The 12,307-nt window shown below is 72.6% G+C and carries 9 protein-coding genes and 1 pseudogene; 2 read left to right on the top strand and 8 right to left on the bottom strand.

Features of this window, described 5'->3' with window-relative positions:
• Positions 1-5: 5 nt before the first annotated feature.
• Positions 6-215 carry an acyl-CoA carboxylase subunit epsilon gene (locus CP974_RS22060; RefSeq protein ID WP_373276734.1) on the top strand — a complete coding sequence of 70 codons (210 nt, stop codon included), beginning with the start codon at positions 6-8 and terminating at the stop codon, positions 213-215.
• A gap of 211 nt (positions 216-426) precedes the next feature.
• Here CP974_RS22060 and CP974_RS22065 read toward each other — a convergent pair whose 3' ends face one another.
• From CP974_RS22065 to CP974_RS22100, 8 genes and pseudogenes are all read right to left on the bottom strand, one after another.
• Complete coding sequence (locus CP974_RS22065) at positions 427-1,008, bottom strand: GTP-binding protein (protein WP_069978110.1); 582 nt, start codon at positions 1,006-1,008, stop codon at positions 427-429.
• Complete coding sequence (locus CP974_RS22070) at positions 989-1,540, bottom strand: DUF742 domain-containing protein (RefSeq protein WP_031136599.1); 552 nt, start codon at positions 1,538-1,540, stop codon at positions 989-991. Before CP974_RS22070 ends, CP974_RS22065 begins: the two co-directional genes overlap by 20 nt.
• A 96-nt stretch (positions 1,541-1,636) precedes the next feature.
• Positions 1,637-2,050, bottom strand: coding sequence for a roadblock/LC7 domain-containing protein (locus CP974_RS22075; RefSeq protein ID WP_058942316.1), 414 nt, complete (start codon positions 2,048-2,050; stop codon positions 1,637-1,639).
• Between the two features lie 10 nt (positions 2,051-2,060).
• Positions 2,061-5,495: a sensor histidine kinase gene (locus CP974_RS22080; protein ID WP_031136597.1), complete on the bottom strand. Its 3,435-nt coding sequence runs from the start codon at positions 5,493-5,495 to the stop codon at positions 2,061-2,063.
• 390 nt (positions 5,496-5,885) lie between these two features.
• A complete protein-coding gene (locus tag CP974_RS22085) occupies positions 5,886-6,476 on the bottom strand; it encodes a GTP-binding protein (protein WP_079140267.1) in 591 nt (196 codons plus the stop codon).
• Positions 6,457-6,867: a DUF742 domain-containing protein gene (locus CP974_RS22090; protein WP_031136350.1), complete on the bottom strand. Its 411-nt coding sequence runs from the start codon at positions 6,865-6,867 to the stop codon at positions 6,457-6,459. Before CP974_RS22090 ends, CP974_RS22085 begins: the two co-directional genes overlap by 20 nt.
• Positions 6,868-7,003: 136 nt before the next feature.
• The gene (locus CP974_RS22095; RefSeq protein WP_069978114.1) at positions 7,004-7,417 is read right to left on the bottom strand and encodes a roadblock/LC7 domain-containing protein; all 414 of its coding nucleotides are present in this window, start codon (positions 7,415-7,417) and stop codon (positions 7,004-7,006) included.
• 5 nt (positions 7,418-7,422) lie between these two features.
• Positions 7,423-11,333, bottom strand: a pseudogene (locus CP974_RS22100) (sensor histidine kinase).
• Between the two features lie 592 nt (positions 11,334-11,925).
• Here CP974_RS22100 and CP974_RS22105 point away from each other — a divergent pair.
• Complete coding sequence (locus tag CP974_RS22105) at positions 11,926-12,114, top strand: hypothetical protein (protein ID WP_031136353.1); 189 nt, start codon at positions 11,926-11,928, stop codon at positions 12,112-12,114.
• The last annotated feature ends 193 nt before the right edge of the window (positions 12,115-12,307 follow it).

Here is a 12,307-nt window from a genome sequence, read left to right on the forward strand (position 1 = left end):
ACCTTGTGACCACGCCCCTGGCAGACCCCTCCCTCCTGCGGGTCGAGAAGGGCCACGCCGCGCCCGAGGAGCTCGCCGCGCTCACCGCGGTCATCCTGGCCCGCGCCAACGCCCGTCCCGCCGCCGTTCCCGCGCAGCGCGTCCGCTCCACGGCCGGCTGGCGCCGCCTGGAGCGCCAGGGCGGCTTCCGGGCCGCCCACTCCTGGCAGCGCTGACCCCGGCACGCCCGTCGCGAGGGCCCCGCACTCCGTCCCCGGACCGAGTGCGGGGCCCTCGCCGTGCGCCACCCGGACGCAGGCGTCGCCGGGCGGCACGCCGCGGTGTGCGGTGGGACGACGCGAGAAGCCCGCCGTACCGGACCGGTACGGCGGGCTTCTCGCGTGTCGGACGCGGCGGACGCGCCGGACGCGCCGAGCGCGGTGGGACTTACCGCAGTCGTGCCATGAGGGCGTGTTCGACGAGGGTGATGAGGGCGCTCTTGGCGTCCGCGCGGTGGCGGGCGTCGGTGGTGATGATGGGGGTGTCGGGGCCGATCTGGAGGGCTTCGCGGACTTCGTCTGGGGTGTAGGGCTGGTGTCCGTCGAAGCCGTTGAGGGCGATGACGAAGGGCAGGCCGCTGTTCTCGAAGTAGTCGACGGCGGGGAAGCAGTCGGCCAGGCGGCGGGTGTCGACGAGGACGACGGCGCCGATGGCGCCGCGTACGAGGTCGTCCCACATGAACCAGAAGCGGTCCTGGCCGGGGGTGCCGAAGAGGTAGAGGATCAGGTCCTGGTCCAGGGTGATCCGGCCGAAGTCCATGGCGACGGTCGTCGTCGTCTTGTCGCCGGTGTGGGTGAGGTCGTCGATGCCCGCGGACGCGGACGTCATGACGGCCTCGGTACGCAGCGGGTTGATCTCCGAGACGGCGCCGACGAACGTGGTCTTGCCCACGCCGAAGCCGCCCGCCACCACGATCTTCGCGCTGGTGGTTGAGCGGGCCGCACCGCCGCTAGAGCTTGCGAAGTCCACTGAGCACCCTTTCGAGCAGTGTCACGTCTGGCTGGCCGCCGGCGGCCTCGTCGCCGCCGGGCTGATGGATGGCGACGAGCCCCGCCTCGGCCAGGTCGGCGACGAGGATCCGGGCAACGCCGAGGGGGATGGAGAGCAGTGCCGAGATCTCCGCCACCGACTTGATCTCGAAGCACAGCCGGCAGATCCGCTGGTGCTCGGGCAACTGCCCGTGCAGCCGCGACGGATCGGCCGTGGTCGACACCAGCGCCTCGATGGCGAGCTGGTACCGGGGGCGGGTCCGGCCACCCGTCATGGCGTACGGCCGGACCAGCGGGTTGTGGGCGGCCGCGCGGGCGTCCGCCGCCTGCTCCGGGGACTGGTACCGCTGCCGCGCCGGATGGCTGCGCGGCGCCTGCGGCTGCTGGTAGGGCTGCTGGTACCCGCCCTGACCGCCCGGCGCGGAGGGAAAGTCGTAGTGGTTCTGGGCGTTGCCACCCTGCACCTGGTGAGCACCGCTGTAAGGGTGGTGTCCGCCCGGGGGTGTAGCCACGTTTCCTCCTCCGACTGTCGAGCGCCGGTCCACGTCCCCGTGGAACCGCGCCACCGCACCATAAGGCGCGGTGGCGAGAAACGCACGGTCCTATCGCTAGTTGAGAAGACTGCCTTGCAGTTCCGCGCGCAGGTCCGGGGTGAGGACGCTGCCGGCACGGTCCACGAGCAGGGCCATCTCGTAGCCCACGAGGCCGATGTCGGCGTCGGGGTGGGCGAGGACGGCCAGCGAGGAACCGTCCGAGATGGACATGATGAAGAGGAAGCCGCGCTCCATCTCCACCACGGTCTGGTTGACCAGTCCGCCCTCGAAGATGCGGGACGCGCCCGCCGTCAGCGAGGTCAGACCGGACGCGACGGCGGCCAGCTGGTCGGCACGGTCACGCGGGAAACCCTCGGACATCGCCAGCAGGAGTCCGTCGGCGGAGACCACCACCGTGTGCGACACCCCGGGGGTGTTGTCCACGAAGTTGGTGATCAACCAGTTCAGATTCTGCGCCGCCTGGCTCATCGGGCTCACACTAACGCTCCTGGTTGTAGGTACTACCCGGGCCACTGTGTCGATCGTAAGTGGCCGATCCGTTCATGTCCGTCCCCGCACTGCGCCCCTTCTGGACGCCGCGCCGCAGGTTGCTCAACCTGCCGCGGACGTCTTCGGGGGCGCGGGAGACCTGTGGGCCGCCCTGCGGGGTCTGTTCCGCGGTTCCCTCGACCAGGTTCGCCTTGGGAACCCGGCGGGGCAGCCCGGAGGCCGTCACCCCGCCGGCCTTCGGCTCCTTGAGCTTGCCGGCCCGCTGCCAGCGCTCGTCGTTCGCCGAACGCCAGTCACCGGTCCGCTCGGTCTCGCTCGCGGAAGCCTGCCGGACCGGCTGGACCTGCCGGTCCTGGGTGTCCTGCCGGTGGTTTCCGTTCAGGTTCGTCCGCTCCGCCGCGCGCTGGCTGCCACGGCGCGGGAGACCCGCCTCGGTCAGCTCGTGCGCGGCGTCGGGCTCGGAACCCGGACGGTCGAAGCCTACGCCGTCCCGCTCGTTCGCGGGAGCGGCGGGCGCGGATTCCGATTCGCCGCCGTAGCCGCCGTCGTAGCCGCCCTCGTACGTGGCGGTGGCCGGCCACCCGCCCTGCTCGGACCCGGAGTCGAACCGGCCGTCGGGCGACGGCTGTCCGGCGGTCCCGTCCGGGTAGCCGCCCTCCGGATACACGGGGCCCGGGTACTGTCCGGCGGTCTGCACGCCGCCGTCCGCGTAGCCGTCCTGGCGGTACTCGCCGGTGTCCTGGCCGTACCCGCCCTCCGCGCCGTGGCCCTCGGCGCGGTAGCCGTCGGCCGGGTAGCCGCCGGTCTGGTACTCGCCGGTCTGGTACTCACCGGACTGGTACTCACCGGTCTGGTACTGGCCGTCCTGGTACCCGTCCGTTCCGCCCTGGTGGCCGCCGTCCCGGTACCCGTCGGCCGGGTGGCCCTCCCGCGGCGGTACGTCGCCGTACCCGGGCTGCTGCCCGTAGCCGCCCTGGTCGTGGCCGGCGTGGGCGTCCTGCCCCTCGTACGGGGCCTCGTAGCCGCCCTCGTACCGCTCCTGCTCCCCGCCCTCGGCGGACGGACCGCCCTGGAGCTGGGCGCCGAGCGCGGCACGGCGCTCCTCGCGCATCAGGGAGCGGCCCACCGGGTTCAGGGCGGTGCCGTCCTGCTGCTGCTCGTAGCGGGAGTCGTCGAAGCCCAGCTCCGCGGCGGTCCGCAGCGGGGCCGGCTCGTACGCCTGCTGCTCCGGGATGATCTGGGAGACCGTGAAGTCCTCCTGCAGCGGCTCGCCGCCACCGCCGTGGGTGATCGCGTCCGGCAGCATGACCAGCGAGGTCGTCCCGGCCTGCTCGCCCGAGGGGCGGAGCTGGACGCGGATGCCGTGCCGGTCGGCGAGGCGGCCGACCACGAAGAGGCCCATGCGCTGGGACACCGCGACGTCCACCGTCGGCGGGTTGGCCAGCTTGTGGTTGATGTCGGCGAAGTCCTCGGCGGTCAGGCCGATGCCCTTGTCGTGGATCTCGACCATCACCCGGCCGTCCGGCAGACGGGTGGCGGTGACCCGCACCTTCGTCTGCGGCGACGAGAAGGTGGTCGCGTTCTCCAGCAGCTCGGCGAGCAGGTGCACGAGGTCGGTCACGGCCTGGCCGTGGATCTCCGCCTCGGGGACGCCCGACAGCTCGATGCGCTCGTACTGCTCCACCTCGGAGGTGGCGGCGCGCATCACGTCGACCAGCGGGACCGGCTGGTCCCAGCGGCGGCCCGGCTCCTCGCCGGCGAGGATCAGGAGGTTCTCGCCGTTGCGGCGCATGCGCGTGGCCAGGTGGTCCAGCTTGAAGAGGTTCTCCAGCTGGTCCGGGTCGGCCTCGTTGTTCTCCAGGTCCGTGATGAGGGTGAGCTGGCCCTCGATCAGGGACTGGTTGCGGCGCGACAGGTTGGTGAAGATCGCGTTGACGTTGCCCCGCAGCAGGGCCTGCTCGGCGGCGAGCCGGACCGCCTCGCGGTGGACCTGGTCGAAGGCGCGCGCGACCTCGCCGATCTCGTCCCGCGACTCGATCGGGATCGGCTCGACACGGGTGTCGACCTTGCCGGGGTCGGTCCGGGACAGTTGGTCGACCAGCATCGGCAGGCGCTGCTCGGCGACGCCCAGCGCGGCGTGGCGCAGGCGGCGCATGGAGCGGCTCATCTGCCGGGCCATGAGGCCGGCCAGGACGAAGGCGGCGAGCAGGGCGACCACGACGACGCCGCCGTTGACGAAGGCGTCGTTGCGGGCCTCGTCGGCGATGCGGGAGGCCTCGTTGAGCGCCTTGGTCAGCAGCTCCTTCTCGACCTCGGTGTAGCCGTCGAACTTGGCCGTGGAGACCGCCATCCAGGTCTCGGGGGTGACGCCGCCCTCCTTGCGCTTGACGAGCGCGCGGATGTCGTCGGCGTCCTCGGCCGCGCCGATCTCCCGGGTCATCCCCTCGAAGACCGACTTCTCGCCCGTGGCGGTCTCGGCGACCGGGGGCTGCACCCCGGAGGAGGAGAACTCCTTGGCGCCGTCCTGGGCCTTGCGGGTCATGACCTCGCCGAGGCGGTCGACGTCCTCCTGCGTACCACCCGAGACGAACTCGCCGACGGCGATGTCCTCCAGGTAGGCGTACGAGTTGAACGCCTTCGACTGGGCCTTGAAGACCTCGTCGTCCTTGCTCGGGCGCAGCAGCAGGTGCATGCCGATCGAGCGCTGCAGCGACTCGGCGGCCTTGGCGAGCTGCACGGCGTAGACGGTGCGGCCGAAGCTGGTGACGTTGCCGGTGCCGAGGCCGAGCTCGTTGGAGAACTCCATGAGCACGTGCTGGACGGCGGTGTAGCCCTCCTCGGTCTTCACCGGGTCGAGGGCCTTGGTGTACGCCGCCTTGCGCAGGTCCTGCAGGCGCGGCTCCTCCTTGCGGAACAGCGTCAGGCGGCGCTGGAGGCCCTGCCCGTCGTCGGGCATGTCGCGGACGGCCTCGTCGAACTTGCGCTTCGCGGCGTCCGTGACGGCGTACGCGTCGGTGACGGCGCCCGTCTCGCGGTCGTCCGGGCTCTTGGCGGTGAGCAGCGGTTCGGCGGTCAGGTCCCGCTCGTTCAGCAGCGCCTGGCCGTACTCGGAGGCAGCCTGCACGATGCGCGTGGTCTTCTCCGCGTCCAGCGCCTCCTGCCAGGTGTCGACGGACGACTTCACCTGGAAGCCGCCCATGACCAGGCCGATGATCACCGGGAGCAGGAGGATCGCGTTCAGGCGGGTCGCGACGCGCCAGTTGCGGGGGGAGAACCGGTTGGGGTCGCCGACCGGGGCGCCCGCGCCGGCCGATCCGGCCGGGGGTGTCGCGGGCCCGTCCGCAGGCGGCGCCGCCGTGCGCGGCGGCGGGGTGAAGTTCCCCCGCGCCTGCTGCTCCGCGGCGCTCTTCGTGCTTCGCCTCACTCGACCAACAACCTCTCGGCGTCGGCACCTAGGATGTGCCGTTCTTCTGCTTCAGAGCCGTACTACTCAGGAGTTCGTGCATTGCAGCACGTAAAGCGGCCGCGCTCCAAACAGCCCGATCGAGCGAATCCCTTCACACCGTGCGACAGATAAAACGGGCATAAAGAGCAGGGGTCGTCATAAGGTCGAGCCTGTGTGCGCACAGCGGTACCAGCCGGATGCGTCTCGTGTCCGCAGGGTCGCAATTCTCTGTCGAAATGTTATGAACGTCCCGGGCGGGCCGTGTCGGATGACACAGCCCGCCCACCGGATGCCTACGACAACTGCCGTATACCTTCGTCCACTTGTTGATCGACTTGCCGCGGCCCGTGATCGGCCGCCCGGGAGTCCCTACTTCAGTCGTGCCATGAGGGCGTGTTCGACGAGGGTGATGAGGGCGCTCTTGGCGTCCGCGCGGTGGCGGGCGTCGGTGGTGATGATGGGGGTGTCGGGGCCGATCTGGAGGGCTTCGCGGACTTCGTCGGGGGTGTAGGGCTGGTGTCCGTCGAAGCCGTTGAGGGCGATGACGAAGGGCAGGCCGCTGTTCTCGAAGTAGTCGACGGCGGGGAAGCAGTCGGCCAGGCGGCGGGTGTCGACGAGGACGACGGCGCCGATGGCGCCGCGTACGAGGTCGTCCCACATGAACCAGAAGCGGTCCTGGCCGGGGGTGCCGAAGAGGTAGAGGATCAGGTCCTGGTCCAGGGTGATCCGGCCGAAGTCCATGGCGACCGTCGTGGTCTTCTTGTCGCCGGTGTGGGTGAGGTCGTCGATGCCCGCGGACGCGGACGTCATGACGGCCTCGGTACGCAGCGGGTTGATCTCCGAGACGGCGCCGACGAACGTGGTCTTGCCCACGCCGAAGCCGCCCGCCACCACGATCTTCGCGCTGGTCGTCGACCGACCCTCGGTGGCCGTCCCGCCGCTAGAGCTTCCGAAGTCCACTGAGCACCCTTTCGAGCAGCGTCACATCCGGCGTTCCGCCGGCCTCTCCGTTTCCGGGCTGGTGGATCGCCACCATGCCCGCCTCCGCCAGGTCGGCGACGAGGATCCGCGCCACGCCGAGCGGCATCGACAGCAGGGCCGAGACCTCGGCCACGGACTTCACCTCACGGCAGAGGTGGCAGATCCGCTGGTGCTCGGGGAGCAGGGTGGCGAGGTGCGCCGGATCGGCCGTGGTCGACACCAGCGCCTCGATGGCGAGCTGGTAGCGCGGCCGGGTCCGGCCGCCGGTCATCGCATAGGGACGGACCAGCGGCTGATCGCCTTCATGCCCGTACGCGGCGTCGTCATACGACGCGCCGTACGGATCGTGAGAGGCGGGGGGCGGGGTCATGAATCCTCCGGTCGTGACAGCAGGTGGTCTGCGTGCCGTCTGACTGGGCCGGTGGGGGGCCGGATGGGGCGGCCGACGGTTTAGATGACACAAAGCCGGAAGGCGGGTACGGAGGGGCGTACCCGCCTGGCCGGGATCAGTGGAGCAGGCTGCCCTGGAGCTCCGCGCGGAGGTCCGGGGTGAGGACGCTGCCGGCACGGTCCACCAGCAGCGCCATCTCGTAGCCCACGAGGCCGATGTCGCACTCGGGGTGCGCCAGGACGGCCAGGGACGAGCCGTCCGAGACGGACATGAGGAAGAGGAAGCCGCGCTCCATCTCCACCACGGTCTGGTTGACCGGACCGCCCTCGAAGATGCGGGACGCGCCCGCGGTCAGCGAGGTCAGACCGGACGCGACGGCGGCCAGCTGGTCGGCACGGTCACGCGGGAAACCCTCCGACATCGCCAGCAGGAGTCCGTCGGCGGAGACCACCACCGTGTGCGACACCCCGGGGGTGTTGTCCACGAAGTTGGTGATCAACCAGTTCAGATTCTGCGCCGCCTGGCTCATCGCGCTCAAAACTCACGCTCCTGCTGGTGAGTGGGGCCGACCTGGAAGCTGCCGGTGTTGCCGGAGCCTGCCTGCCGTCCCTGCTGGATACCGCGCCGCAGGTTCGTCAGGCGGCCCCGGACGTCGTCGGGGGCCCGCGAGACCTGCGGACCGGACTGGTGCGGCTGCTCCTGCGCCGTGCCCGGCACCAGGTTGGCGCGCGGCACCCGGCGGGGGAGGCCGGAGGTGGTCACGCCGCCGGCCGCGGGCTTGCGCACCCGCTCCGCCTGGCGCACCAGTTCGTCGTTGGGCGTCGTACGCCAGCCCTGGGCCGCGGCGTCGGAGCCGCCGCCCCGCTGCGCCTGGCCGGGGCCCTGGTGCCGGCCGGAAGCCGCCGGGTCCTGGCCGAAGCCGCCGGGAGCCTGGTTCCGCTCCGGGGCCTGGCCGAGGCCGCCCTGCTGGGGCACCGCGTGGGCCGGGCGGCCGGGCGCGGAGCGCTGCGGCTGACCGGACTGCGGCTGCTGCGGCACGACCGGGGTGGGCATCGTCTGGTCGGGCGCCGCGTACGGCTCGCCGCCCGGACGGCCCTGGTGGCGGCCCTGCCCGTAGCCCTGGCCCTGGGCGTCCTGGCCGTAGCCCTGGCCGAAGCCCTGGTCGGGCGACGAGAACTGGGCGGGGGCGTCCTGGCCGTAGCCCCGGCCCGGCGCGTCCTGGCCGTAGCCCTGGGCCTGGCCCTGGGCGTCCTGGCGGGGCGCAGGGGCCTGGGGGGCGGCGTTCTGGTCGCCCTCCTGCTGGCCGTGGAACCAGTTGGTCTCCAGCGTGTCGTACAGCGGCGTGCGGCCGTCGCCCGCGCCGGTCGCGGGCGGCAGGCTGCCGGCCGGCTGGCGCGGCGCGCCGAAGTCGGGGCGCGGGATCGCGGCGGTGGCCGCCGGGTCCTGGCCCAGGCCCTGGTCCTGGTTCCGGCCCTGGCCCTGGCCCGGGTACGCGTTCTGGTCGGGGTACGGGTTCTGGCCGCCCTGGCGGGTGGAGGCGTCCGGTCGCGGGCCGTCGAAGTCGGGGCGCGGGAACTCGGCCGTGGAGCCGGGGCCCTGCCGGTCCGACGGGAGCGCCGGGCGCGCGAACTGGCCGGTCGCCTCGTGCTCCTCGTGGCCGCGCGGCGCGTCCGGCGGGGACTGCCGCGGGGCCTGGTCGCCGCCCCAGCCGCCCTGCTGGGCGCGCCCGGGGCGCTGCGGGGCGCCCGGCAGCTCGGCGCGCGGGCCGCCGGGGGCCGGCAGGGGCCGGCGCTGCTGCCCCTGGTCGCCCTGGGCCGGCTGGCCGCCGTGCGGGGCCTGGCCGCCCTGGCCGCCCTGCCACACGTCGGAGCGCGTCGGGATGCCGCCCGGCTGAGCGGTGCCGTCCTGCGGGTTCGGGCCCTGCTCCCCGTACGGGGCCTGGCCGCCCTGGCCGCGGCCGGAGGGGCCGCCCTGCGGCCCGCCGAACAGCCCGCCGCCCTGCGGGGAGCCGCCCTGCGGGGCACCGCCCCGGCGCCCGGACTGGTCGTCGCGGCCCGGCAGCGCGGCGCGGGAGCCGGAGCCGACCTGGCCGCGCGCGGCGAGGCCCGCGGCGAGGCGGTTCTGCGGGCCGCCGCCCGGACCGGACCGCCCTGCGGCAGTCCGCCGGGGCCGTTCGGGCCGGCCGGGCCGCCCGGCTTCCTGCCGCCCTGGGTGACGTCCACGGGGAGCATGACCAGCGCGGTCGTACCGCCCGAGTCGGAGGGGCGCAGCTGGATCCGGATGCCGTGGCGCAGCGACAGGCGGCCGACCACGAAGAGGCCCATGCGGCGGGAGACCGACACGTCCACGGTGGGCGGCGAGGCGAGCCGCTCGTTGATCGCGGCGAGGTCCTCGGGGGAGAGGCCGATACCGGTGTCGTGGATCTCGACCAGCACCCGGCCGTCGGGCAGGGCGTGGCCGGTGACGCGCACCTTGGTCTGCGGCGAGGAGAACGACGTGGCGTTCTCCAGCAGCTCGGCGAGGAGGTGGACGAGGTCGTTGACGACGCGTCCGGCGACCTCGGTGGCGGGTACGGAGGCGAGCTCGATGCGCTCGTACTGCTCCACCTCGGAGGCGGCGGCGCGCAGGACGTCGACCAGCGGCACGGGACGCGTCCACCGGCGGCCCGGCTCCTCGCCGGCGAGGACGAGGAGGTTCTCGCCGTTACGGCGCATGCGGGTCGCGAGGTGGTCGAGCTTGAACAGCGAGGAGAGCTGGTCCGGGTCGGCCTCGCGGGACTCCAGCTCCGAGATGAGCGAGAGCTGGCGCTGGATCAGACCCTGGGAGCGGCGCGAGAGGTTGGTGAACATCGCGTTGACGTTGCCCCGCAGCAGGGCCTGCTCGGCGGCGAGGCGGACCGCCTCGCGGTGCACCTCGTCGAACGCCTCGGCCACCTTGCCGATCTCGTCGCGCGAGTGGACGCCGACGGACTCCACGGACGTGTCGACGTCCTGCGGGTCGGCCTCGGAGAGCTGCTTGACCAGCTCGGGCAGCCGCTCCTGGGCGACGCGGGTGGCGGTGTCCTGGAGCCGCCGCAGCGACGTGATCATGGAGCGGGCCACCACGAAGGCGCCGACCAGCGACACGCCGAGGACCAGCAGGATCAGGGCACCGTTGATGATCGCGTCGCGCTGCGCCTCCTGGCGCAGGTCACGGGCCTTGCCCTCCATCTCGCCGAGCAGCGTGGCCTCGATGGTCTCCATCGCGCGGAGCTTGGTCTCGGCCTCCTCGGTCCAGTCGAGGTAGGTGCGGACCGGGGCGCGGCTCAGGCCGTTCGGCTCGCGCAGCACGCGGTCGGCGTACTGGTCGGCGGCCTGGATCGCGGGGTTGCCGGAGTTCAGCGGGCCGAGCAGCTCGGTGGCGTCGCCGCCCGCGGACTCGTAGACGGAGCGGAACGACTTGAGCGAGGCGCTCTCGTTGACGTGGGCGTCCCTGGCGAACTGCCGGTCGAACTCGTTGAGCCGCGGCTTCTTCGAGGTCTTGTCCGGGAGCGCGGCGGCGATGACGGCCCGCTGCATCGACGCGTACTCCTTGGCGGAGGAGAACGCCGCGAGCGCACGCGTGCGCTTGATCATGTCGGGGTTGCTGGTGGCCTGCGCCATGTCCTGCGACAGGGTGAGCAGCGACTCGATGAGCCGGTTGTACTTGCTCACCGTCGCGGAGGTCATCTGCTTGTCCGCGTAGGCGGTCTTGCGGATCTCGCCCAGCGTGATGACCTGGTTGGCGATCTGGGTGACGTTGGCGCGGATACTCGCCAGCGCCTCGTCGTCCTGGGTGTCGCCGATCTCGTCGGTGGCGCTCAGGAAGGCGCGCGTGGCCGCGTCCGTCTTCTCGCGCGGGTCCGTGATGTTGAAGTTGTCGGCGTTGGCGCTGTTGGCGATGGGGCCGGCCGACTTGTCCCGCTCCTGCTGGAGCGCCTGCGCGAGGTGGTGTGCCTCGCGGGTGAGCTTGGTGAGCAGCTGCATGTGGTCCAGCTGCTCCATGTTCTCCATGGACTCCTGGATGCGGAGTCCACCGAGGGAGGTCGCCGCGACCACGGGGAGGGCGAGCAGGGAGACGAGCCGGGTGCTGATGCGCCAGTTGCGCAGGGCTATTCGGGAGCCGGTGTCGCCGGGCACCGGGGCGTTCGGCTCCGCGTCCGGCTTGGCGGACTTCGCCGCCTTGCCCGCCTTGCTCGACTTGCCCGCCTTGTCGCGCCGTCCGGGCTTCACGCCCTTGCCGCCACCCGCGGCACCCGCCGGCTCGGGCCCGGTGGGCCCTCCCGCCGGCCGGCCGGCCTGTTCGCCGTCGCCGGCGGCCGCCGGTCCCGGGTTCTGGGTGTGCTGGGGCGAGGAGCCGCGGTCGGTCCCGCCGCGCGGCTCCTGTTCCGCCGCAGCGCTGCCATCCCTCTTGAAACGTCCCTGCACTAGCGTCGCAACCTCTGGACCAGGCGTCCCTCCGCGCGAGCGGACGAGACGGTGTCGGCGTCGTGGGAGCGCGAGCGCGCCCCTCGGTGAGCGTCGGTGACCGGCGCGGAACCCCCCCTTCCCACCGCCGCTCGGCGCTGCCTTGTGGCGCCCAGTTCGCCGGTCTCCATCGCGGCGGTGCGTGAGATTCCAGCACAGTGCCGGATCTCCAACAAGGGCGGTGGTCCGGCCCGTGGACCTGGTCACCACCCGTGATGACGTCCTCACGTGCGGTGGAAAGCGATCACGGAGGAATGGGGCATTAGCGTGCGAGTCGCTTACGCGTGGAGGGTGCCCCAGTCGAGATGATCAGCGGCGGAATGATGGATTCAGTGAGGTAATGCCCGAATTGGGTGTCCTCAACTACCGTCCGGAATGCCCGACTTGGGGGGTGCCCGGTGAGCAAACTCACATGCCATTGATGCGCTGTTCGCGGTAATGGCGGGGATACCGATGTTTAGCCTGACGCAGAACAGGGATGGGTCGATCCGTCAAGGGGCCCACGCCGCCCGCCCGAGCCGAGCAACGCCGAGCAACGAGGTCTGAAGCCACCGTGAAGACGACGATGACGATCCGCAGCACCGCCAACCCCCGCCGCACCACCCTCGCCCACCTCGAGGACGCGGCCCGGCTGGAGCGCGGCGCCCTCCCGGAGCAGGCCGGCCCGCTGCCCGCCGCCACGGCCAACCCCCGCCGCACCGTCCTGATGAAGGCCCCGGCCCCGGCGGCCCCCGCCGAGTGACCCGCACGGCCGGATGACCCGCACGGCCGGGCGCCTCGCGCCCGGCCGCGGCCGAGCCTCCCGGAGGAGCGCCCCCCCCGTACGGCCCCGAGCCGCGAGGCGGCCCGGCCCGCCGGGAGCCCCGCCCCGCCGGGACGCCTGAGCCGGCCGGACCGCCCCCGGCCGGCTCCCCTGGCCCGGCCGGCTGGCCCCG

The organism is Streptomyces fradiae ATCC 10745 = DSM 40063 (genome assembly GCF_008704425.1).
GTDB classification, from domain to species: domain Bacteria; phylum Actinomycetota; class Actinomycetes; order Streptomycetales; family Streptomycetaceae; genus Streptomyces; species Streptomyces fradiae.

Bases quoted from the DNA above. Each gene is read 5' to 3' on its own strand.
- CP974_RS22090 (WP_031136350.1), bottom strand. From the start codon at position 6,867: ATGACCCCGCCCCCCGCCTCTCACGATCCGTACGGCGCGTCGTATGAC.
- CP974_RS22075 (WP_058942316.1), bottom strand. From the start codon at position 2,050: ATGAGCCAGGCGGCGCAGAATCTGAACTGGTTGATCACCAACTTCGTG.
- CP974_RS22095 (WP_069978114.1), bottom strand. From the start codon at position 7,417: ATGAGCCAGGCGGCGCAGAATCTGAACTGGTTGATCACCAACTTCGTG.